20 protein-coding genes and 1 riboswitch are annotated in these 24,242 nt (G+C 38.7%); of the genes, 10 read left to right on the forward strand and 10 right to left on the reverse strand.

What is annotated here, in order from left to right; translation table 11 throughout:
* Positions 1-149 precede the first annotated feature (149 nt).
* Positions 150-686 (reverse strand): hypothetical protein, encoded by a 537-nt coding sequence (locus tag I6E70_RS03895; protein WP_197173852.1) that lies wholly within the window; start codon positions 684-686, stop codon positions 150-152.
* A 267-nt stretch (positions 687-953) separates the two neighbouring features.
* Here I6E70_RS03895 and I6E70_RS03900 point away from each other — a divergent pair, with 267 nt between their 5' ends.
* Complete coding sequence (locus tag I6E70_RS03900; RefSeq protein ID WP_331459185.1) at positions 954-1,976, forward strand: GGDEF domain-containing protein; 1,023 nt, start codon at positions 954-956, stop codon at positions 1,974-1,976.
* 371 nt (positions 1,977-2,347) lie between these two features.
* Here I6E70_RS03900 and recN read toward each other — a convergent pair whose 3' ends face one another.
* The 3 genes from recN to nadK all read right to left on the reverse strand — a co-directional run bounded on the left by recN (position 2,348) and on the right by nadK (position 5,616).
* Complete coding sequence (gene recN / locus I6E70_RS03905; protein WP_197188058.1) at positions 2,348-4,021, reverse strand: DNA repair protein RecN; 1,674 nt, start codon at positions 4,019-4,021, stop codon at positions 2,348-2,350.
* 75 nt (positions 4,022-4,096) lie between these two features.
* A complete protein-coding gene (locus I6E70_RS03910) occupies positions 4,097-4,654 on the reverse strand; it encodes a hypothetical protein (RefSeq protein ID WP_197188059.1) in 558 nt (185 codons plus the stop codon).
* 77 nt (positions 4,655-4,731) lie between these two features.
* A complete protein-coding gene (gene nadK, locus I6E70_RS03915; protein WP_004335384.1) occupies positions 4,732-5,616 on the reverse strand; it encodes an NAD(+) kinase in 885 nt (294 codons plus the stop codon).
* A gap of 154 nt (positions 5,617-5,770) precedes the next feature.
* On the opposite strand from nadK, the gene I6E70_RS03920 reads away from it, so the two are divergent.
* Both I6E70_RS03920 and grpE read left to right on the forward strand, forming a co-directional pair.
* Positions 5,771-6,736, forward strand: a complete 966-nt coding sequence (locus tag I6E70_RS03920; protein WP_024590838.1) for an HrcA family transcriptional regulator — start codon at positions 5,771-5,773, stop codon at positions 6,734-6,736.
* Positions 6,737-6,794: 58 nt separating this feature from the next.
* Positions 6,795-7,406, forward strand: coding sequence for a nucleotide exchange factor GrpE (grpE, locus tag I6E70_RS03925; RefSeq protein WP_197188060.1), 612 nt, complete (start codon positions 6,795-6,797; stop codon positions 7,404-7,406).
* A gap of 34 nt (positions 7,407-7,440) precedes the next feature.
* On the opposite strand, the gene I6E70_RS03930 is transcribed toward grpE, so the two are convergent.
* Positions 7,441-8,643 (reverse strand): Bcr/CflA family efflux MFS transporter, encoded by a 1,203-nt coding sequence (locus tag I6E70_RS03930; RefSeq protein WP_010553412.1) that lies wholly within the window; start codon positions 8,641-8,643, stop codon positions 7,441-7,443.
* A gap of 197 nt (positions 8,644-8,840) precedes the next feature.
* Between I6E70_RS03930 and I6E70_RS03935 the strand changes: the two genes are divergently transcribed.
* Positions 8,841-9,638, forward strand: a complete 798-nt coding sequence (locus I6E70_RS03935; RefSeq protein ID WP_197173854.1) for a M48 family metallopeptidase — start codon at positions 8,841-8,843, stop codon at positions 9,636-9,638.
* Positions 9,639-9,710: 72 nt separating this feature from the next.
* On the opposite strand, the gene I6E70_RS03940 is transcribed toward I6E70_RS03935, so the two are convergent.
* The 3 genes from I6E70_RS03940 to I6E70_RS03950 form a co-directional block, all read right to left on the reverse strand.
* Positions 9,711-10,727, reverse strand: coding sequence for an alpha/beta fold hydrolase (locus I6E70_RS03940; RefSeq protein WP_197188061.1), 1,017 nt, complete (start codon positions 10,725-10,727; stop codon positions 9,711-9,713).
* A gap of 161 nt (positions 10,728-10,888) precedes the next feature.
* Positions 10,889-11,677, reverse strand: coding sequence for a hypothetical protein (locus I6E70_RS03945; RefSeq protein WP_010553415.1), 789 nt, complete (start codon positions 11,675-11,677; stop codon positions 10,889-10,891).
* A 132-nt stretch (positions 11,678-11,809) separates the two neighbouring features.
* Complete coding sequence (locus tag I6E70_RS03950) at positions 11,810-13,123, reverse strand: Na+/H+ antiporter NhaC family protein (protein ID WP_197188062.1); 1,314 nt, start codon at positions 13,121-13,123, stop codon at positions 11,810-11,812.
* Positions 13,124-13,495: 372 nt separating this feature from the next.
* Between I6E70_RS03950 and dapB the strand changes: the two genes are divergently transcribed.
* The 6 genes from dapB (at position 13,496) to ribB (ending at position 22,017) form a co-directional block, all read left to right on the forward strand.
* Positions 13,496-14,299, forward strand: coding sequence for a 4-hydroxy-tetrahydrodipicolinate reductase (dapB, locus tag I6E70_RS03955; RefSeq protein ID WP_197188063.1), 804 nt, complete (start codon positions 13,496-13,498; stop codon positions 14,297-14,299).
* A gap of 362 nt (positions 14,300-14,661) precedes the next feature.
* On the forward strand, positions 14,662-15,798 hold the full coding sequence (gene carA / locus I6E70_RS03960) for a glutamine-hydrolyzing carbamoyl-phosphate synthase small subunit (RefSeq protein WP_007375827.1): 1,137 nt from the start codon (positions 14,662-14,664) through the stop codon (positions 15,796-15,798).
* Positions 15,799-15,814: 16 nt separating this feature from the next.
* The gene (gene carB, locus I6E70_RS03965; protein WP_121955296.1) at positions 15,815-19,033 is read left to right on the forward strand and encodes a carbamoyl-phosphate synthase large subunit; all 3,219 of its coding nucleotides are present in this window, start codon (positions 15,815-15,817) and stop codon (positions 19,031-19,033) included.
* Positions 19,034-19,081: 48 nt separating this feature from the next.
* Positions 19,082-19,558: a transcription elongation factor GreA gene (gene greA / locus I6E70_RS03970; RefSeq protein ID WP_010553419.1), complete on the forward strand. Its 477-nt coding sequence runs from the start codon at positions 19,082-19,084 to the stop codon at positions 19,556-19,558.
* 241 nt (positions 19,559-19,799) lie between these two features.
* Positions 19,800-20,858, forward strand: a complete 1,059-nt coding sequence (locus I6E70_RS03975; protein ID WP_197188064.1) for a S66 family peptidase — start codon at positions 19,800-19,802, stop codon at positions 20,856-20,858.
* 80 nt (positions 20,859-20,938) lie between these two features.
* Positions 20,939-21,116: riboswitch (FMN riboswitch) on the forward strand.
* A 247-nt stretch (positions 21,117-21,363) separates the two neighbouring features.
* On the forward strand, positions 21,364-22,017 hold the full coding sequence (ribB, locus tag I6E70_RS03980; protein ID WP_197188177.1) for a 3,4-dihydroxy-2-butanone-4-phosphate synthase: 654 nt from the start codon (positions 21,364-21,366) through the stop codon (positions 22,015-22,017).
* A gap of 79 nt (positions 22,018-22,096) precedes the next feature.
* On the opposite strand, the gene I6E70_RS03985 is transcribed toward ribB, so the two are convergent.
* Positions 22,097-22,753 (reverse strand): nitroreductase family protein, encoded by a 657-nt coding sequence (locus I6E70_RS03985; protein ID WP_197188065.1) that lies wholly within the window; start codon positions 22,751-22,753, stop codon positions 22,097-22,099.
* Positions 22,754-23,121: 368 nt separating this feature from the next.
* Positions 23,122-24,147 (reverse strand): zinc-binding alcohol dehydrogenase family protein, encoded by a 1,026-nt coding sequence (locus tag I6E70_RS03990; protein WP_197188066.1) that lies wholly within the window; start codon positions 24,145-24,147, stop codon positions 23,122-23,124.
* Positions 24,148-24,242 lie beyond the last annotated feature (95 nt).

A 24,242-nucleotide genomic window follows, 5' to 3' on the forward strand; every position in this document is an offset into this window, starting at 1 on the left:
ATGGCAGAAAGCCTCATTCTAGAGCCACGAAGGGGGCGAAGTTTTCCTCGTTCAGTCAACCCAAGACCACAGCGGTACGCTAGAAATAAAAAAGCCGTTCACCTTAAGTGAACGGCATTAAAGCCAAGAGGCTTGCTTTTTTATTTGTTTTATTCGAATGTAATGTCAACGTAATTAGTGACAAACGGGACTATATTAATATTACCTGTTGCATAGCTTTCTTTAGCAACGCCTTCCGTTCTTACCTTCATATAGTAACTACCAGAAGGAACTACCTTGTCATAGTGGGTTGTTCTTGTTTCGAGCCAAATACGATTACTTTGGGCATCTATTAACCAGCCTTGGGGGCTAATCTCGTACATATAAGCTTTACATTTCACTTCACCAACACGAGGATGCAAACATTTATTTATAGCAACTCGAGTTTGCTTTTTTGGATTTTCAGCTGTACTTACTAACATGATCTGACCAAAATCTCTAGATTCTTTTGTTGCTTTATACGCTAAAACTTTTGTTTGCGTCGTTGTATAAGTACTTTGATTTGAGGAACTAATTGACTGGTTGCTAGAGCTAGATACACCATTTACTGCACCGTTAATACCGTCTTTAACTGCGCGAGTTATATCATTACTTTTACAGCCACTCAGTACTATTAGTGCGGGAACAATAAGAGCGAACTTATTCATTTTTTGATCCTTAATGTTATTGTTTTATCCTGTGCTTTATTACTTTTAATAAAGCGTATTAGCATCATGGAATCCTACATTGCCATAACCGTGTTCATCCCTGATAAAGGTAAATAATGACTAAAATATACACTTTTATCAACCCCAAGTAACGAATCTTAATAGTTGATTTAAATATAAAGTAGGTTCATTATTGCACGCTGTTTACGGTTTGCTTACTTTATATCTATAAGTTTGCTTTTATACATTAATAAATAAATAGAAATTATGTACGAATATTCAAACAATTTAGAAAGGAAGCTCATTGTTCGGTTCTTTTCCTCAATAGGGTTTATAGCAACGTTTTCGATGGCTAGCTTGGCATTTATTAACAACAGCTATTTATTAGCATTTACTTTGGTTGTTTCTTCGTTTGTTTACTTATCTGCGTTTAATATAGGTAGAGGTGTAGAGAAGTCTGCAACTGTAATTTTATATAACCTGTATGCACTGATGTTTTATCTTGTACTTACAGGAGGAGCAGAAGGTACAGGGCCTATATGGATATTTATAGTGTCTCCTGTTACTTATTCAATTCGAGGGCTTAAACGAGGGACGTTTGATATTGTTTTATTTTTATCGGCGATTGTTCTCGGTTTCTATTGCGCTGATACATTTAATATATATGACTACAATCCTGAACAGTTTCCAGTCAGAATCATACTCGCTTTTATAATTGTTGCATCGCTGAGTGGTTATTACGAATTTTCAAGAGAAAAATACAGCAGTAAATTAATTGCTTTAAGCAAAAAAAATGAATTTTTAGCAACTATAGATCCACTCACTAATCTGCCAAACCGCCGTTTCACTATGAATAAGCTTATAGCTTTTAAAAATGAGCTTAAAAATAATAATATCCCGTTTGTAATATTATTAGCTGATGTAGATAATTTTAAAAAAATTAATGATCAATTCGGCCATGATTTTGGCGATGAAGCTCTTATCCATTTAGCAAAAACGTTTGAAAATAATATTCCGCAAAATGCGATTGCTTCACGTTGGGGCGGTGAGGAGTTTTTAATTGTGATTCCAAATGTAACCGTTGATGAGGGTGAGCTCGTTGCAGAAAAAATCCATAATGCCCTTAAAGCTTCAGCTGTAAGCTTATTTTCAGATAGTGTAAATATAACGCTAAGTATTGGCATCACAGCTGCAAACGCTGAGCGCTCAATTGACCTAGATATTAAGCATGCTGATGAACTACTTTATAAAGCAAAAGAGCAAGGTAAAAACAGAACGTGCTCTTTTTAAATGTTTATTTACTTTAATCCATTGAAAACGAATCAAGGGATGGCCTTATTTTAGCCTTTCTGCGTTTTAAGCTCATGTAGCATATTACAATACACGCAATCTGCATTGTAATTAAAACCCAATAACTAACACCTAAATCACTTAGTCCATTTATTTTTTCGCTAGTAAAGTAATAGGCCACAACGATTAGTTGAAAAACTAAAAAGCTATTTAAAAACTTAAATAAACGTTGTTTAAAACAAGTATGTTTATATTTACTAAATATAATTAAACAGGTGCTTAGTACTAATAACAACCAACTTAAAATTATACAAAAATCAACTAAAGTACTGTGCATTATTTAATCCTTGAAGACGTTATTTACTAACACATTAGGCATGAGCCATTATTAGTTCTTTAGCATTTGCTTTAGCTGTTTTGCTTATGTTATCGCCGCCAAGTAAACGGGCTATTTCATTAATACGGCCATCTTTATTTAAAGGCAGCATATGAGTAAACGTTTCGCCTTGTGCTATTTCTTTAGCTACAAAAAATTGCTGATGTGCACTACTGGCAACTTGCGGTAAATGAGTAACACAAATTACTTGAGTCGACTTACCTAATTGGCGTAATAACTTACCTACAGCAGATGCCGTTGGGCCAGAAATACCTACATCAACTTCATCAAAAATAAGCGTTGGGGTTGTTACTTTTTGGGCAATAATTACCTGTATAGCAAGACTTATACGAGAAAGCTCACCACCTGATGCTACTTTAGCTAATGGCTGAAGTGGTTGCCCCGGATTAGTTGATACTAAAAACGAGACATTATCAAAGCCTAGGCTGTTTGGTGTACGATTACTCTCTTGAGTTAAGGCTATTTCAAAAACACCGTTTTCCATTGATAAATTAGCCATGCTTTCACTTATTAGTGTGTTAAGTGTATTAGCATACTCGCAGCGGCTTTTACTTAATTCATCAGCAGTTTGCTTGTAACTAAGTAACGCGCTTTCTATTTCTGACTCAAGCTGCTCCAGACGATTACTATTATTACTTATTGACTCAAGTTCTTGAGCAATCGATTGATGAAACTCAACTAACTGCTGTGGTTTTATATGATGCTTACGCGCTAAATCCATCGATCCACTTAGCCTATTTTCTACTTCAACTAAGCGTGCCGGGTCTAAATCTGCTTGCTCAGTGTAATTGCGCACTTCGCGGCTTGCTTCTTCAACTTGTACAGCGGCTTCGCTAAGCATAGCAGCTACGCTTGCTAAACTTTCGTCATATTGAGCCAGTTCGGTAAATTGTTGAGCGCTGTGCTGTAGTAATGAGCAAGCGTTTTGCTCATCACTTTCATATAAGTGTTGTAACTCACGTTGGCACGATTCTAATATTGTTTGGCTATTGCTTAGTTTGTAATGCTCAGCCTCAATTAAATCAAACTCATTTTCTTGTAATGCAAATTCATCAAGCTCAGCAACTTGATACTCTAACAATTGTTTTTGCGCTGCTTGTTGCTGCTGTTGTTGTTCTAAGTGTTTAAATTCTTTTTGTAAGTTAGCAAACTGTTTATAGTTTTTATTTACTGAGTTTACTAAGTGGTGATGCCCTGCATAGGCATCTAAAAGCTGTAACTGATGCTCAGCTTTTAATAAATATTGGTGGGCATGTTGTCCATGAATAGATATTAAATATTGACCAAGTTCTTTTAATTGTGATGCGGTAACTGCACTACCATTAATATAGCTTTTACTACGGCCATTTTTACAAACAACACGACGTAATAAGCACTCGTTGTCAGAAGTGCTTAGCATATGTTGCTCTAAAAATGCTTGAGCAAGCGGTAGATCTGTTAAGTCAAATTGTGCACATACTTCTGCTTTATCAGAGCTTGGGCGAACTGCTGATGCTTCAGCGCGCTCACCTAAGCATAGCGATAGGGCATCAATAGCAATAGATTTACCAGCACCTGTCTCACCTGTGATCGCAGTCATACCGCTGCGCCATTCGGTGCTTAAATTACTTACGATTGCAAAATTTTTAACTTCTAAACCAATTAACATACTGTTTATCCATCCAGTCAATTAACTGTTAATTTATACAGTGTTTTGGTTTTTTGCAAATTAATTTTTTATTATTTAAGCAACACTTACATCTTGAGTAAACTGTGTATCGGAAGTTTGGGAAGATGCATCAATTTGATCATCAACAATATCAGTAGGTTGTATACTCTCTTCGATTTTAAGCAGAGCAATGAGGGGGGGTAATGTATTAATATAAAAACTCTTATTGTACAAAATTCCTTGCTGGGGCAACTCAGATACAAAGTACTGTACATTATCGATCAATGGTTGAATTATATTTGTTTGATTGGTTTTAATTAACTCGTTGGACAACGTATTAATTAGTAGGTCGGCGGTATCTTCAAGCTGTTGCAAGTTCTCGTCTGTATGTGATTGAACAACAAAAAAATTATTTACAATAGCTTGAATGCGAGGAACGTATTTTGGGCGAATTATTTTAGCATCAAGTAGATCATTAAGCTTTGCTTTAAGGCGCGTATTTACATGCGAAACACGTTCATTAAATAGCTTTTTTCTAGCTTCTATCGCTTTTTTACGGTTACTCTCAATTTTGAGGTAACTGTATAAAAGTGTAATTAATAGCAGTAAAGCAAAGAATACTACATAAGTCATTGCTACTCGTTCCTAAATTAGTTGATTATTATTTTAAGTCGCCATTTTGCTTTATAGTACTAAATTTGGCAATAAAATTAGTACAAACGACTACCCCAATTCAGTTTTGTACGTAAAACGTTGTAGTAAGAGTAATTTTTTGGATGAATTAAGCGCAATTGTTTATCGGCTTTTTTAATTACTACCTCATCGCCGGGTAATACGGCTAGCACTACGTGGCTGTCGCAGCTTACCTGTAGGCTATCTGTATTTTCTAGGCTTAGCTTTAAACGAACTTCATTATCGGCATCTACCACTAAAGGTCTGCTAGATAAGGTATGAGGAAACATAGGTACTAACGATATAGCATTTAGTTCTGGCGTTAATATTGGACCGCCACCTGAAAGTGAATACGCCGTAGAGCCTGTCGGGGTTGATACTATTAAACCATCGGAGCGCTGAGAAAACACAAAGTCATTATTTATAAAAGCTTCAAATTCAATCATGTGCGCTACTTTATCGGCATGAAGTACCGCTTCGTTAACGGCTGAGTTTGCACTTTTTAATTCGTTGTGGCGATATACTTCTACTTCTAATAAAAAACGTTTTTCTTCAAGATACTCACCACTGAGTACTTGCTCTAAGCTCGCTTCAAACCCTTCGGGGTTTAAATCAGTTAAAAAACCAAGGTTGCCTCTATTTACACCAATTACAGCAATGTTAAAGCGCGCAAGTACGCGAGCTGCGCCAAGCATGTTACCGTCACCGCCTACAACAATGGCTAAATCGGCTTGTTCACCTAAGTCGACTAACTTAACAAGTTTGTCATGCGGAATATCGTCTAACTGACTCCCTGTGCGTTTTTCTACTATTACCTCAAAGCCAAGCGCAAGTAAAAAGGTATGTAAACGCTGAAGGGTAGCAGCGGCTCCCGGGTGATTAGGTTTGCCAATTAGGCCTATGGTGTTAAAAGGAGAGTCCATAATGTACGCACAAAGAGATTTAATAATAGTAGAGTAACTCAAAACAGAAGTGTTTGAAAATACAGATTATAGCAATATTATAAACCTTCAATTTTATTCGCAGTGAGTTAGCTGCACGACTTGAAAAAGAACTAAACGCCCCGATATCTCTTTCATGCAACAAGATGTAGATACCATGAAACTAAACCCACGAGATCAGCAAATTTTTTCAGCTGTTATGAACATGTACTGTAATGGTGAAGGCTTGCCTGTTCCATCAACAAAAATTGCCAAGCTTAAAGGCATGGCAGTGTGTTCGGCTACGGTTCGTAATGCTATGGCTCGCTTAGAAAAAGTGGGCTTATTGTATTCACCTCATACATCCGCAGGGCGAGTGCCGACAAATGAAGGGTTTGATTATTGGTTTGACGAATTTTTTGTGCTTGCTGATATTGCTAATTATTGGCAACCACAGCAGTCACAACTCGTTGAGCTAGCGCATGGTTTGAGCCAAAAATATCAAGTATGTTGTTGTGTTGGTTTACCTCAAGCCAGTTCACAGCAAGTGTTTAGAGTAGAAGTGCTTGATTTTGATTCTACCGACTGGCTTATTTTATTAATAGATAGGGCAGGGCAGAGTCACAATATTTGTATTGATAAACCTCATGATTCGTCAGACTCTGTTCGTTATCAATTTGCCACGTGGTTGAACACTGTATTTAGCCAACAAACCTTAATGGAAGGTTTGTATCGTATGCAAGCTATGGCAAATACAGCGCCTCGAAATTGTCATGATTCGCTTAATCAATGGACGCGACAACTAAGCCAAAAATTAGGCTCAGATAATAGTATTGTTGTTGGTGAAAATTACCTCTACAAACAAATAGACTGCGAACAAAGTTTAAATATTGGTGTTTCGTTTTTAAATTATGTAGAAGATAAGCTTGCTTTTAAAAATGGTGTATCGGTACTTAATAGCGAAAAATTACCTTTTACTGAGTGCGATGAATTAATTGTAATAAGCGTGCCGTACTTTAAAAATCAAGAATATCAAAGCCGTTTTTGTATAATTTGTCCTAAATCAGCGCAGATTGAAGAAATAATTCAAGAATTTAAATTAATTGAGGCATCTAACTCTTGAATCTTTTTATTCAATCCCCATAATTACCGCAGTTGTAAAGAATTGGAGCACGTATTTTATGTCTGAGCAGACACAAAACCCTGAGCAAGAAGTAGAATTAAACGAAGAAATTTCTAAAATGCAGGCTGATGTAGAAGCAGCAGTAGAAGCCGCTGATCAACATGCAGAACAAGAACAAAGCCCTGAAGCAGAAATTGCGATGTTATATGCAGAGCTTGAAGCTGCAAAGCAAACAATTGCTGATCAAAAAGACGGTGTTGTTCGCGCTGCAGCTGACGTTGATAATATTCGTCGTCGTGCAGCACAAGATGTAGAAAAAGCGCATAAATTTGCACTAGAAAAATTTGCTAACGAATTACTACCTGTAATTGATAACCTTGAGCGTGCTATTGAATTTTCTGATAAAGAAAATGACACACTAAAGCCGTTGCTTGAAGGTATCGATATGACGGTTAAGAGCTTTAATGACGCTGTTTCTAAATTTGGTGTTGAAATTGTAAACCCACAAGGTGAGCAGTTTAATCCAGATTTTCATCAAGCAATGTCAATTCAACCAAGTAACGATGTAACACCTAATACAGTACTTGCTGTTATGCAAAAAGGTTACACATTGAATGGTCGTTTATTACGCCCTGCAATGGTTATGGTTTCTAAAGCTGCTGACGCTTAATTAATTTAAGGTTATTAGCTTTGATAAAAATGCCTCATATTGAGGCATTTTTTTTGTCTTTTTTATAGTGAATTAGCTGTACGAGCATAGTGAGTAATACAGCACTAAACATTAAACTTGAAAATGGCACTGCGCTTTTTGCGTGCATAATGGCGAGTAGCGGGCCAACTAATGCACCACTACCAAAACGAAGTGTGCCAATTACGGCCGTTGCTGTACCTGTGTTTCTTTCAAACTTCATTAATATTAGCGAATCAGCATTACTTGCAGTGACACCTAAACTCATCATTAATGGCGCAATAGCAGCCACAATATAATAAAGTGATAAGTGCAATAAGCTAAATGTTAACAGCGCAAGCCCCGATACAAACCCACATACAAGCCCAATATAGAGCATTTTTCGAGAGCCCAGCCTTGGTACAATTCGCGTATTTAAAAAGTTACCAAACATCAGCGCCATTACATTAAACGCAAATAACACACCAAATAATTGTTCTGATACTTCATATAAATCCAAATATATAAAAGGTACTGAGGTTAAAAAGCAAAAAAATCCAAACGATACAAACATAGAACTGAGTATATCCGCACGTGCGTCTTTATTGCTCAGTACAGTTTTATAGCTATCAAAAAATAGAGCGAGGCCTTTTTTCTCATTTTTATGAATAGGTATATCTATTAAATACACTTGTACAAACGCTAATATTAAAAAGCTATATCCAGCAAGAACCAAAAATATGGTTGACCAAACAGAAAATCCTAAAATAAACGAACCAACAGAGGGGGCTACTAACGGTGCTACCATCATGATCATCGACACATACGACATTCCCTTAGCTGTATTTTGCTGATAAATATGACGAATAATACCCGGTACGACTACGGTTGCTGCAGCTCCCGTAAATGCTTGCACTGCTCTAAGAGTCCAAAACGCATGGATTTCGGTTGTAAATGCGAGTGCAAGTGAGCTTGCGCCAAATAGGGTTAAGCCAATACGTGCGAGCTTACGGCGGCCAATTTGATCGGCAATAGGGCCAAAAAATAACATCCCCAATGAATAACCCGCTAAGTAAATACTCAACGATATTTGTACATTTGGCATATTAGTTTGTAAATCGCTTGCAATTACCAGCATGGCGGGCAAATACATATCAATAGCCAAAGGAGTAATCGCCACGATACTGGCTAATAAAGGCAATAAAATACGGGTATTAAAAGACGAGGCTGAGGCGTCCATGTGTAAACTCAACAATCACTAAAAACAAGGGCTATAGTGTAACAGGGCATTGTATTTGGATAAACTTAGTTTGCCTGCTAAGTTTATCGTCTCATCGTATCTTTTTAATATAAAGGTATATAAAGCAAATATTTTAAATTGATACTGTGTTTGCTATTCTACAAGCAATAAAAAATTCATTACTTAAGAGAATTATCATGAAAAAACTAGTACTTGCAGTATTAGCGACAGCCGTTTTAGCCGGTTGTAAAACGTCACCAACAGGACGCACTCAAATAGCGCTTTACTCAGATCAACAAATGAGTGAAATGGGCACTGCTAGTTTTGCAGATATGAAAAAAAGCCAACCAATTAATAAAGATGCAAAAACAAATGCATATGTAAATTGCATTGCTGAAAAAGTAGTGGCTGTATTACCAAAAGAATACGCGTCGCAAAATTGGGAAGTAGTTGTATTTGAAGATGAATCTGCTAATGCTTTTGCACTACCTGGTGGTTACATTGGGGTGCATACGGGCTTATTAAAAATAGCCACCAATCAAGACCAACTAGCAACAGTGCTAGGGCACGAAGTAGGGCACGTAATTGCTGAGCATTCTAATGAACGTGTTTCACAAAGCTCTATTTTAGATACCGGTATGCAACTTGGTAGTGCAGCACTTGAAATGGGTAACATTCAATACCGTAATGAAATTATGCAGGGTCTAGGCTTAGGCGCACAGTATGGTGTTGTTTTGCCATTTAGCCGTTCGCACGAGTCAGAAGCTGATGAAATTGGCTTAGATTTAATGGCTGAAGCAGGCTTTAATCCACAAGAATCAGTAACCCTTTGGCAAAATATGAGTGCAGCAGGTAGTGGTACAACACCTGAGTTTTTATCAACTCACCCAGCGCCAAGCAGTCGTATTAAAGACTTACAAGCACAAATGAGTAAAGCACTTAGCGAGCAAAGTACAGCTAAAGCACAGGGTAAAAACCCACAATGTAAGCTGTAATCTAGTTTAATTACTAAATAAAAACCCCTGTGAGTAATTACTTACAGGGGTTTTTGTATTCAGTACTCACCTTTATTTAGTTGTAAGCGCTTTTTGTAATACATTTTTAAAGCGTTCAAAATCTTCAATGTGCGGCAGGTGCCCTAAGTTATCTAGTTCGAATAATTGTGCGTCAGGGATAAGTGTTGCAGCGTGTTTGCCTAATTTATCGTATCGGCCAAGCTCGTAATCAACATCCTCTTTTTTCCAGTTACGGCCAGGACCGGTTCTATCGCGTGTACCAATAATTAATTTAACTGGCACAGTTAAATCTTTAAATTCGGTTATTACAGGTTGAGTGAAAATCATATCGTATGTTTTTGCATTCACCCATGCCATTTGCTCTTTATCTGGACCTTGTATTTGCCCTGTTATAAAGTCAGTTAAGGCTGAATATGTTGTATTCCACTTACCATCGTAGTAATTTTTTTGTTGATATTTTTTTACACCTTCAGGTGTTTTTGAAAGCTCGTTTTTATAGAAAAAATTAGTATCTTTGTAATCAACATACTGCAAGTAGTTTTCAAGCCCAATAGGGTTTAATAAAATTAGCTTTTTAGTTGTATTTGGATACATTAATGCAAAACGACTCGCTAGCATCCCACCCATAGAGTGCCCAAGTACAATCGACTCTTTAATATTAAGTGAATCTATTAACGCGTGAGTATGATGAGCAAGCGTCGCAAACGAATACTGGTAATCCGTTGGTTTAGATGACTTGCCAAAACCAATTTGATCAGGGATTAATACCCCATAACCTAAAGATTGCAGATACTGAGCGGTTGTAGTCCAGTAGTCGGCGTTAAAATTTTTGCCATGCATAAGTGTAACTGTAGGCATATCGGCTTTAGTTGGCTTTAAGTAAATATAAGCCATTTTTAATGATTGTTTTTGCGACTCAAGTGCAAAGTAATTTACCTTAAAATCGTATTCGTAATTGCTTAATAGTGCATCATAAGAAAGGGCGGATGTATCTTGAGAAGGGCCAGCTAAGGCATTGTTTGTTAGTACTAATAAAGTAGAGAAACAAATAACTTTAATCGACGACATTCAGTTACTCCTATTAAAGGCGAGCGCTTGGCTTAAAAAGAAGTACAACAATAACTAAGTATTTAAACCTGTTCAATTAAATGTTTTACGTGGACGAAAAAAAGCGAAGCTAAAATAGTGCTTCGCTTATTATTACTGAGTAAAGAGCTGATTGTTGAAGCTTAAAATGTCCACTCAATATGGATTTGTGGTACCGATTCAGTGACTTCAGTACCTAATTTGTTGTGCCAGTATTGTAATTCCATTCCCAGCAGTAGTGTGTTTTCTTTCATTTGAAGGGCGTGACCCATATCCCACACTAAAATAGGCTGTGCTAGTATCCAAGCTTGTACATCGTTACCAAATTCATCTTCACGCTCTGCGATGTATTCAGCGTGGCCTTTAAAGCTAAACTTTTGTGAGCCAATAGTGAAAGGATATTCAAAAGCTACATCAAGCATCCAACTATTAGTTTCGATAGGTGCGCCGCCTTTTGCTACACCTTCACTATCGTCAATGTAGGCTGTGAACAGCGTTTGAAAAAAGTTAAACCCAGGTACATCCCAGCTTAATTTTACACCTGGTAGATACTTCATTACTTTTGCATCACCAGCAACGTTAATACCGCCCGTTAGGCCAACATCTAATAATGCGCCAGAGCCAATTTGCTTACCAGTGATGGCAGATAAGCTAACCGTTGAGTACCACTCACCATAAAAATCAGCATCTTGGTAACCGTCATCTATATCGTCTTTACTGTAATCAATAAAAAAGAAATTATCGCCGTAGTCATAGCCCGATGCATGTTGAAGCGAGTAAACAGTGGTGTCTGACTCTTGCTTAGAAAATGGATTTTTTTGGCTGCCATTATTTATATGTACTGCTGTACTGCTCCAATTGGCAGCGAAAGCCGACGATGATAAAGCGAGAGAAGTAAGGGTAATAAAAGGGAGTAATTTTTTAAATTTCATAACTGTTTATAACTATAATTTTAGTGACACGCGGAAGCGGCAATTATAGCAGAAGAGATTGATTTGTTGATCGCTAATTTAACACATGTTGCAGCCTACTTAATAAGCTGCAACATGTAATGACTCAATTTATTACGCTTTATTACGGCGCAAGCAAATAACTGCAATGGCAGTAAATGCTAAAATAAAGCAGTAGTATGACGAGGTTGATACTTCCCACGGGCTTATTTTAAAAGTAGCGCCCAGTAATAAGGCTTGTGCGCCATAAGGAAGTGAACCTTGCGTTACACAAGCAAATATATCAAGCAAACTTGCAGAGCGTTTACCGCTTATTTCACCATCATCTGCCAGTTTTTTAGCAATAGGGCCAGCAACAATAATAGATACGGTGTTATTTGCAATACACATATTACTTGTCATAACCAATGCTGCAATACCTAATTGATCGGCCACTTTACGGTGCCATTTTGCGATGATTTTAGTTATTGCTTGAATTTTTTGAGCAATGTAATCAAGGCCACCGTTAATCCGAATAAATTCAGATAAGCCACCTATAAACATTGATAGTAAAAATATTTCCTGCATATCGGTAAAGCCTTTGTAAATATCTTTTACAAAGCTTGCGCCTTCGTAACTTCCGGTAAAGCCCATAAGTGCAGCAAAAATAATACCGCTAAATAACACAACAAATACGTTCAAGCCAGCAACGGCTAACACTAAAATAAAGGCATATGGTAGTACTAACCATATATCGTAATCTTTGGTTTCGACTGCTTGTGCAACTGGTGTTAAATAAAACAATAACCCGATTGTTAATATTGCAGCAGGGACTGCAATTTTAAGATTCTCTTTAAACTTGTCTTTCATTTCACAGCCCTGCGTGCGCGTAGCTGCAATAGTGGTGTCGGAAATAATTGATAAGTTGTCGCCAAACATAGCGCCAGATACAATCGTACCTGCCATTAATGCTGGATCTATACCTGTTTTAATTGATACCGCATAAGCAATAGGCCCAATGGCACCAATCGTTCCCATTGACGTGCCCATAGCTGTAGATACAACGGCTGCAATTAAAAATAAGCCAGGGAGCAATAACGAAGGTGGAATAAGAGATAAGCCTGCATTTACTACCGCATCTACACCACCGGTTGCACTGGCAACAGCAGAAAACGCACCTGCAAGTAAGTAGATTAAACACATGGTAATAATATTGTTGTGGCCGGCACCTTTTATAAAGGTTTCTACACACTCGTTTACTGTGCCTTTATTTAAAATAAACGCAAGCATAATGGCGGGTAATATAGCCACTGGAGCAGGAAGTTGATAAAAAGCGTAGTCAACCCCTTGCGATTGTAAATATAAACCAGAGCCCAAAAATAGTGCTACAAAGGTTAAAAGGGGTAGTAAAGAAAGTATTGCTTTATTTTTGTTAAATGATGGCTGCATCATAATCCTCGAAACCAGTTAATTTACAACAGCCAAAAACTCCTCTTTTAGCTGAATTTAGCAAATCTACCTACTATGTTAATCATTAACAAAATTAGGAGAGTGCAGCGCCCGCAAGCCAAAGACCAAATCGACGCGAAAGAGAAGTTTAAATGTATAGATGGCTAAAGTAAACTGGTATTGTTATTATTATTAAATTAAAAGGTCACCTGACTATTGCATGACTTTTAGATAATATCTACAAAGTAACGCTATTTTCAGCGATTAATATTTGTCCAACTGCATAAAAATGCCCAAGCGCGTATTTGTAATGCACCGGATATATACTCAGATTAGTAAAAAACGGATCCAAATTTAAATTAGGTAAAAACAATGACTACAAATCGAATAGGCGTTTTTGGTGCTAATGGCAGAATGGGCTTAGCTTTATTAGAAGCAGCGACAATTAAAGAGCAAACACAACTTACAGGTGCATACGTTCGTAGCAGTTCATCGTTATTAGGTATTAATGTAAATCAAGTAAATAGCGCAGCCGATAACAGTGTTAGCTTTAGCGAAGAAACCACAATAGATAATGTAGATGCTTTAATCGACTTTACGCTTCCCGCTGGTATGAAAAACCATTTAAAAACCGCTGTAGCACAAAAAATTCCTATGGTTATTGGTACAACGGGCTTAACAAGCGACGATATGGCACTTTTACACGATGCCGCTAAGCATATTCCTATTGTATTTGCGCGAAACTACAGCGTAGGAGTCAACGTATTACTGAACCTTGTGCAAACCGCAGCGACCAAATTTGGTGACGATTTAGATATTGAAATATTTGAAGCGCATCATCGTCATAAAATCGATGCGCCATCGGGCACAGCATTAGCCATTGGCGAATCAATTGCACAGGCTAAAGGCTGGAACCACGACGAGGTTGCCGTATATGACCGCAGCCAAGTGGAGACCGCTAAATCGCAAAATGAAATTGGTTATTCGGTACTAAGAGGGGGCGATATAGTAGGTGAACACACCGCATACTTCGCCACAATGGGCGAAAGACTCGAATTAACCCATAAAGCAAGTTCAAGAATGACATTCGCTCTAGGTGCTGTAAGGGCTGCAAGCTGGTTGAAAAATAAACCTGTAGGACTTTATGATATGCAAGATGTACTAGATCTGAAGTAGTTTAGTTACTTTTTTAACTGTTTGGGTCTAATTTTGCCTACAGTGACTTGTTTGTAACAATTTACTAAATAATATTAGACCTAAAAGCTAACTTAATGTAATATGCAGCCAATTTGCCAAAAATTACTAAATGCGTGTTTCCAATTATACCCAAGTGGCTAGTAAATCCGGGGTTTCAGTGGGAATAAAAATAGTTTTAGGCAAGAAAAAATGATTGAAGGTTGAATGCTTTACATCTGCATCATTTAAGACTGCGTAAAACAATTTAAGCTCACAGAAATCTGGTTTTGACGATCCCTCTGGGTATTGGCGGGGTGTTAAGCAATTGCTTACTCCCGTTTTTTACTGTTAGGAGGTTTAACTTGACTAAATCCGCTCTGTTAGTCCTAGAAGACGGCACAGTGTTTCGCGGTACTGCAATCGGCGCTGACGGCATGTCAGTCGGTGAAGTAGTATTCAATACGTCTATGACTGGTTATCAAGAAATTTTGACTGATCCATCATACGCGGAACAAATCGTAACTTTGACGTACCCACATATCGGTAATACGGGTACCAACAGCGAAGACGAAGAAGCGAATCAAATTTGGGCTAAAGGCCTAGTGATCCGTGATTTGCCACTGCTAGCAAGTAATTTTCGTAACGAGCAATCGTTAGATGATTACTTAAAAGAACGTAATATTTTAGGTATTGCGGACATCGACACCAGAAAGTTAACTCGAATTTTGCGTGATAAAGGCGCACAAAACGGGTGTATTATTGCTGGCGACGAGCTAGACGAAAATAAAGCGCTACAAGCCGCGCAAGCCTTCCCAGGCTTAAAAGGTATGGATTTAGCAAAAGTTGTCTCAACCAAGGAAAATTTTGAGTGGCGCGAATCAAGCTGGACATTAGGCGAAGGATTTAAAACTCTTGATGCTGCTGATGAAAAGTTTCATGTTGTTGCCTACGACTTCGGTGTAAAGCGTAATATTTTACGTATGCTTGTAGACCGTGGCTGTAAACTTACAGTAGTACCAGCGCAAACCTCTGCCGCTGACGTACTGGCTTTAAACCCTGATGGTATCTTCCTATCTAATGGCCCTGGCGATCCTGAGCCATGTACTTACGCTATTGATGCAATTAAAACCTTTTTAGAAACCGACACACCTATTTTTGGTATCTGTTTAGGTCATCAGTTATTAGCCCTTGCTTCAGGTGCTAAAACAGAAAAAATGAAATTTGGCCACCACGGCGCTAACCACCCAGTTAAAGACCTAGACCGCGATGTAGTTATGATCACAGCTCAAAACCATGGTTTTGCAGCTCAAGAGTCAAGCCTGCCAAGTACGCTTCGTGCCACGCACAAATCGTTATTTGACGGAACGCTTCAAGGTATTCATCGTACAGATAAACCTGCGTTTAGCTTCCAGGGTCACCCTGAAGCAAGCCCTGGTCCGCACGATGCAGCCCCATTATTTGACCACTTCATCGATTTGATGCAAGCGCGTAAACACTAATTTAACTGGAGTAATAATGCCAAAACGTACCGACATAAAAAGCATTCTTATCTTAGGCGCAGGCCCAATTGTAATTGGTCAAGCTTGTGAATTTGACTACTCTGGTGCTCAAGCGTGTAAAGCACTTAGAGAAGAAGGCTACAGAGTTATATTAGTTAACTCAAACCCTGCAACTATCATGACCGACCCTGATATGGCCGATGCAACATACATCGAACCAATTCACTGGGAAGTGGTAGAAAAAATTATTGAAAAAGAAAAGCCAGATGCAGTACTGCCTACAATGGGTGGTCAAACGGCATTAAACTGTGCGCTTGAACTAGACAAGCACGGTGTATTGGCTAAACATGGTGTTGAACTAATTGGTGCAACGGCTGATGCAATCGACAAAGCAGAAAACCGTGAACGCTTTGACGTAGCAATGAAAAATATTGGTCTTGAATGTCCTCGTGCTGAGATTGCTCACTCTATGGATGAAGCCAAAGACATCATAACGCGCATTGGTTTACCATGTATTATCAGGCCTTCTTTTACTATGGGCGGCACCGGCGGCGGTGTGGCGTATAATTTAGAAGAGTTTGAAGAAATTTGTGAACGAGGCTTAGATTTATCGCCAACGAACGAATTACTAATTGATGAATCACTGATTGGTTGGAAAGAGTACGAAACAGAAGTTGTACGTGATAAAAACGACAACTGTATTATTGTTTGTACCATTGAAAACTTTGACCCTATGGGTGTTCACACTGGCGATTCAATCACCGTTGCACCAGCGCAAACGCTAACCGACAAAGAATACCAAATTATGCGTAACGCCTCTATGGCAGTATTACGTGAAATTGGTGTAGAAACTGGCGGATCTAACGTGCAGTTTGGTATTAATCCTGAAGATGGCCGTATGGTTATCATTGAGATGAACCCACGTGTATCACGTTCATCTGCATTAGCATCAAAAGCAACGGGTTTCCCAATTGCTAAAATTGCAGCAAAACTAGCCGTAGGTTATACGCTTGACGAGCTTCAAAACGACATTACTGGTGGCAAAACTCCCGCGTCTTTTGAGCCTTCAATCGATTACGTTGTTACAAAAATTCCTCGCTTTAACTTTGAAAAATTTGCCGGTGCAAACGACCGTTTAACTACGCAAATGAAATCAGTTGGCGAAGTAATGGCAATTGGTCGTAACCAACAAGAATCATTACACAAAGCATTACGTGGTCTTGAAGTGGGTGCAACGGGATTTAACCCGATAGTTGCGCTTGATGATCCTAAAGCAAAAGAAAAAATAATTCGTGAACTACGCGAGCCAGGCGCTGAGCGTATTTGGTACATTGCCGATGCAATGCGCCATGGTATGAGCGTTGATGATGTTTACGAACTGACTAAAGTTAACCGCTGGTTCTTAGTACAAATAGAAGACATTTTAAAAGACGAAGCAAAAATAGCGAAAGTAGGCATGGCGGGTTTAAATGCTGACTTCCTACGTAAACTTAAACGCAAAGGCTTTGCAGATCCGCGTATAGCAGAAATTGCAGGTGTATCTGAAGCTGAAATTCGTAAAAAACGTCATTTATTAAACATCGTGCCAGTATACAAACGTGTTGATACGTGCGCTGCAGAATTTAGCTCAGACACTGCTTACATGTACTCAACTTACGATGAAGAGTGTGAAGCTAACCCAACAGATCGTGATAAAATCATGGTTATTGGTGGTGGTCCAAACCGTATCGGTCAAGGTATTGAGTTTGATTACTGTTGTGTACATGCCTCGCTTGCGCTTCGCGAAGACGGTTACGAAACAATTATGGTTAACTGTAACCCTGAAACGGTATCTACCGATTACGATACATCTGACAGGTTATACTTTGAACCAATTACGCTTGAAGACGTACTCGAAATCGTACGTGTTGAAAAGCCAAAAGGCGTTATCGTACAGTACGGTGGTCAAACACCACTTAAACTAGCGCGTGAGCTTGAAGCGAATGGTGTACCAGTGATTGGTACTTCACCTGATGCGATTGACCGTGCAGAAGACCGCGAACGCTTCCAACAACTTGTTGAGCGTTTAAACTTACTTCAGCCAGAAAATGCAACAGTAACTTCAACCGAAGAAGCCTTACTTAAATCAGTTGAAATTGGCTTCCCGTTAGTAGTACGCCCGTCGTATGTACTAGGCGGTCGTGCGATGGAAATTGTATACGACGAAGATGATTTACGTCGCTACATGACCGAAGCTGTACAAGCATCAAACGAAGCACCTGTATTACTGGATCGTTTCTTAGATAACGCGATTGAAGTTGACGTTGACGCAATTTGTGACGGCGAGCAAGTAATTATCGGCGGTATTATGGAGCACATTGAGCAAGCGGGTGTTCACTCGGGTGACTCAGCCTGTTCATTACCAGCACATTCTTTATCACAAGAAGTGCAAGACGTAATGCGCAAGCAAGTAACCGACATGGCGCTTGAACTTGGTGTTGTTGGCTTGATGAATACACAGTTTGCAGTAAAAGAAGACAAAGTGTACTTAATCGAAGTTAACCCGCGTGCTGCACGTACTGTACCGTTTGTATCAAAAGCAACCGGTGTGGCGCTTGCAAAAGTAGCTGCACGTTGTATGGCTGGGCAGTCTTTAGCGAGCCAAGGTATTACTAAAGAAGTGATCCCTCCTTACTACAGCGTTAAAGAAGTTGTTTTACCATTTGCTAAGTTTCAGGGTGTGGATCCAATCCGTGGTCCTGAGATGCGTTCAACAGGTGAAGTGATGGGTGTTGGTGATACTTTCGCCGAAGCATTCGCAAAAGCACAATTAGGTGCAAGCAACACTTTACCACGCGGTGGTCGCGCGCTATTATCTGTTCGTAATAGCGATAAGCCACGTATTGTTGAATTAGCCAAAATCATGACCGACTTAGGTTTTGAACTTGACGCAACTGGTGGCACGGCACAAGCTCTTGAAGAAGCTGGCATTGAAGTACGACGTGTAAACAAAGTATATGAAGGCCGCCCGCATATTCTTGATTATATCAAGAATAAAGAGTACAGCTATATCGTTAATACCACCGAAGGTCGCCAAGCGATCGAAGATTCGAAGGTGTTACGTCGTGGTGCATTGCAAAATAAAACCAACTATACGACAACCTTGAACGCGGCATTCGCTAACTGTACTGCTAATAAAGCAGATGACCGCAGCAAAGTGACGTCAGTTCAAGAGCTACATCTGCGATTGAACTAAGGAAATGTGCCAAGGCCAACTAGGGCCTTGGTGTTAAGTGAGAAAAGTATGCAATCAATTCCGATGACAGTTCGTGGCGCAGATTTACTGCGTAAAGAGCTTAACGAATTAAAAACAGTTACCCGTCCTAAAATCGTAAGTGATATTGCGGTTGCACGTGAACATGGTGACTTAAAAGAAAACGCTGAATACCACGCTGCGCGTGAGCAACAGGGTTTTTGTGAAGGGCGTATTCAAGAAATTGAAGCTAAACTTTCAAATGTTCAAATTATCGACGTAACTAAAATGCCAAATACCGGTAGAGTTATTTTTGGTACTACGGTAACTATTGTAAATATAGAAACCGATGCTGAAGTAAAATACCGTATTGTGGGCGATGACGAAGCAAATATTAAAAACAACTTAATATCTGTTAACTCACCGATTGCACGTGGCTTAATTGGTAAACAAATGGACGACGCAGTGTCTATTCAAACGCCAAAAGGTATTGTTGAGTTCGAAATCATTGAAGTTGAGTATCTTTAACGCATAACTCACTTTAACGTTTTTAAATAAAAACCGATGTAATTACATCGGTTTTTTTATGTCTGTAATTTAACCTTTAATGGTAGGCGCGTTTGTACAGTATTCATGTTCTATAAATATGGTCTATGTTGGTATAGTAGGTACTTATATCAATTTACTAAAAAAATGAGCATTTAGCGCATCAAATAACTCGCTGATTTAATGTAATTGGTATTAACGTATTCTCTAAAAAGGAAAATATATGCCTAATATACTTTACCCAGCGCCTTTAAAAGTAGGATCAAAAATAGCAATTTGTTCACTTTCATCAGGCCTTAAAGAAAAGTACCATGCACGGTTAGACATTGTTATTAATGGATTAAAACATCGAGGGTATGATGTTGTTGAAGGAGAGTTTTTACGTCAAAGCAAACCGCTTGGACAGCTTAACGCCAAAGCGCACGCTCAGCAGTTAATGGGTTTTTTATTAGATGACGAGATAGATGCAATTATGCCTCCATTTGGTGGCGAGCTAGCAATGGAAATACTGCCCCTACTTGATTTTAATGCAATTAAAGAAGCAAAGCCTAAATGGTTAGTTGGGTTCTCTGATGTAAGCACCATTGCATGCGCACTCACAGCAAAGTGCCAATGGGCAACACTACACAGCGCTAATCTTATGCAGTTACATCCTGACGAAAAAAGTCCTTATTGCCTGCAAATATTTGAAACACTAAGTTATGAAACAGGTAGCAAATTTGAGCAAGCACCGTCATCGCATCATCAAAAAAATAGACCTGATTACGTACAAAACCCAAATGCATTGTTTGAACATACAGAAGTTACTCAGTGGCAGTGTTTAAATTACTTTGATGCACGCACTATTGAAATGTCGGGCCGCTTATTTGGAGGCTGCCTAGATACCGTGGGTTTATTACTCGATTCACCATTTTTAGACCTGCATGAATTTAAAAAACACAGTGCACCCGAAGGGCTTATTTTATACCTAGAAAACTCAGAGCTGACGCCAACAACCGTTGCACGGTTTTTACTTTCATTAAAATTAGCAGGTATATTTGACGATATAAACGGTATTATTATTGGTCGCAGCGTGATCACTCAAGGTCAAGATGCTTCTTTTGATTACCGCCACGCGCTTGATGTTGCACTAGGTGGGTGTTTATTTCCTGTGATTGTTGATGCCGATATTGGTCATGCTCCACCTAACTTAAATTTAGTAAACGGCGCTACTTGTACAATCACCGCTGACATAAATGAAGGTAAAGTAGTCAAAGCCTCATTAAATACCGAGCTTTGTTAGAAGTTTATTCACTTACCTTTGATAAGTAATTAAGTTAAAGGGTATAATAAGCCCGCTTTTATAGCGCTTTAGTTATAAAAGTACATTCTCAGGGCGGGGCGAAATTCCCCACCGGCGGTATGTTTAATGTTATTTATAACTTAAACGAGCCCGCGAGCGCTTTATTTAACTTATTTTTTAACTAGGTTAAGTAAAGGTCAAGCAGATCTGGTGAGATGCCAGAGCCGACGGTTACAGTCCGGATGAAAGAGAATATGGCTTATTATACTAATATCAATTTTATTAAAGACACGATCATTGTATCGCGTTAAGTGAGCTATTTTTCTAGCGTTATAATAGGTCACTAATTTAATGCCGTTGGTATAACAGTGTGCGCTGCTTTTTGCTGCGTGCTTTTTGTTATTTTATTTAAGCTATTTTGGTAGTGATCGTTTTAAATTTAAAGCGATATATTACTGATCCTTTCACAGTCCTGAATCTATTATTTTTTATTTGGAATATAATGATGATTCAGTCTCTACTTACTCAATTCGGCGAAAGCCATATCCGCGTACAAAGCGCAATTGCTGCACTACAGCAAGGGCAAGGCGTACTTGTTGTTGATGATGAAAACCGTGAAAATGAAGGCGACTTTGTATTTTCAGCTGAGCATTTAACGACTTCTCAAATGGCCGAAATGATCCGCGAAGGCAGCGGTATTGTTTGCTTGTGTATGGGGGAGGAGCGCATTAAACAGCTCGACTTACCGCAAATGGTAACCCACAACACCAGTCAAAATAACACCGCTTATACAGTCACTATTGAAGCTAAGCATGGCGTTACAACAGGCGTGTCTGCTGCTGATAGAGTAACAACTATAAAAGCAGCGACAGCCGATAATGCAAAACCAAGTGATTTATCGCGCCCGGGGCATGTATTTGGTTTAAAAGCACAAACGGGTGGAGTATTAGTTCGTCGTGGTCATACCGAAGCATCCGTTGATTTAATGCAGCTTGCCGGCTTAAAACCATTTGGCGTAATATGCGAACTAACAAATCCAGATGGTTCAATGGCGCGCTTACCTGAGGTGAGTGATTATGCTAATAAACATAATATGACTGTGGTTTCTATTGAGGATTTAGTGCAATACATTCAGGCTGCGCAGCGCAAAGTAAGTTAAACTGCTTTAAAGCAAAAAACCACTTATTTAAATAAGTGGTTTTTTAATATTATTATCATTTAAGTTTATAACGTATTACTTATAAAACCTGAATAACTTGCTCTTTTGCTAAGCGAGATTTAGGTAATTTAGCATTATAGTCTTCTGCGCTATCGTGATAGCCAAGTACTAATGCTACGTCGCACACGTAACCATCAAGTTCTTTTTCAAAAACTTCGCCAATCAGCTCGGCATCTACGCCTTCCATTGGAGTAGAGTCAACACCTAAGCGTGCAGCTGCATGCATAGTGTTACCCAGTGCAATGTAAGTTTGTGCTTTAGTCCACTCTTCATTATTGCCTTGCTCATCAGTATTCATATCAACAAACGCGTAAGCACCAAAAGCTTGTTCGCGATTTTCTGCTTTAGTACGACCATTTTTAATATCTGCATCAATGATTTGTGCGTAATCATCGCGGGTATATTTAGGGTTGTGAGCAAATAATATTATATGCGAAGCTGTTTTAATGTGTGGCTGGTTAAACGCAAATTTATTAGCAAATGTACTATGCATACGCTCTTTAGCCTCATCTGATTCAATTACGATGAATTTCCAAGGCTGCGAGTTAATAGATGAAGGAGACAGGCGCATAGCTTCGTAAATAACGGCTAAATCGTCTTGAGATACACGTTTCGTTGCATCATAACGTTTTGCTGTGTAGCGCTTTTTTAAGTCATTAATAATAGGGTGAGTCATTAGTTTTTCCATTGAGTAGGTGTTTTACCAGTATTTACTATGTTGAGTCAGTTTTAGTAAAAACAAACCCTTTTAAAAATTTATTACAAAAATAATATCGTGCTTTTAAATCACTCTACTTACTTTATACAATCGATATATCTACGTAACGTAAGGCTTATCAATATAGCTATGTGCGGATAGTAGAGGATTATTACAATATGATAAACAGGTATATGGTTGAATCATTATCAAATATTATTAGGTAATCGTTTCTTTAATAAATATAAATACAGCCATAGCTACCGCAAAATATTGGCTGAAGACGCCAATTGCATTGGCGCCTTTAATCAATTCAGGTATAAATAAGGCGTGTAATATTTATAGAATTAAAAACCTTCCAACACTATTTTGCCAATAGAGCGACCGCCTTCAAGTTCTGTGTGTGCAATACGCAGGTTAGCCGCATTTATAGTGCCTAAGTTTTTACCAATCGTGGTTTGAATGTAGCCTTGGTCAATCAAATCGGCAACATGATTTAATAACTTACTTTGCTCAATTAAATCTTTGGCATTAAACATTGAGCGGGCAAACATAAATTCCCAATGTAGAGATAAGCTCTTCATTTTTAATTTACTTACATCGAGTGACTCAGGATCGTCAATCATTGCAATTTTACCAAATGGTGCAAGTACCTCTGTATACGCTTCAAAGTAAGTATCAGTACTATGCAGGCTTGCTACATGTGTTACCGAGCCAATGTTTAATGCGTCAATTTGAGCAGGTAATGGTTTTGTATGGTCAATGACATAATCTGCGCCTAGTTTTTTAACCCATGCTTGCGAGCTTTCACGCGATGCCGTGGCAATCACCGTTGCGCCAGTAATCGCTTTAGTGAGTTGAATAAAAATAGAGCCAACGCCGCCTGCTGCACCAGTTACTAAAATAACTTCGTCTGATTTTGTTTTTGCATCAGCTGCTTGTTTTACAATGTTTAAATGCTCAAATAATAATTCGTACGCTGTTATTGCAGTAAGTGGTAATGCAGCAGCTTCAGCATCGTTTAAGCTCTGCGGTTTAAAACCTACAATGCGCTCATCCACTAATTGAAATTCTGCATTACTACCTGGGCGAGTAATATCACCTGCGTAATAAACCGCATCACCTGGTTTAAAGCCTGTAACAGCTTCACCTGTTGCAACCACTTCGCCAACTGCATCCCAACCAATTACTTTTACTTCACCGTTTGTTGGTGGCATATATAGGCGCACTTTATAATCGGCAGGGTTAACAGCAATAGCCTTAACTTTTATAAGTAAATCGCGACCTGTTGCAATTGGCTGTGGTAGCTCAACATCAATTAGCGACTCAGGGTTTGAAACAGGAAGTGATTGTGTATAACCAATGGCTTTCATAATAAATGTCCTAATTTGTTTACGTATAAGATGCAAGCCATGCTTTGGCTAGCTGATGGATATATAGTAGACCTTGCTTTAATGTAAATAAACCG

The organism is Pseudoalteromonas sp. NGC95 (genome assembly GCF_015864705.1).
Classification (GTDB): Bacteria; Pseudomonadota; Gammaproteobacteria; order Enterobacterales; family Alteromonadaceae; genus Pseudoalteromonas; species Pseudoalteromonas arctica.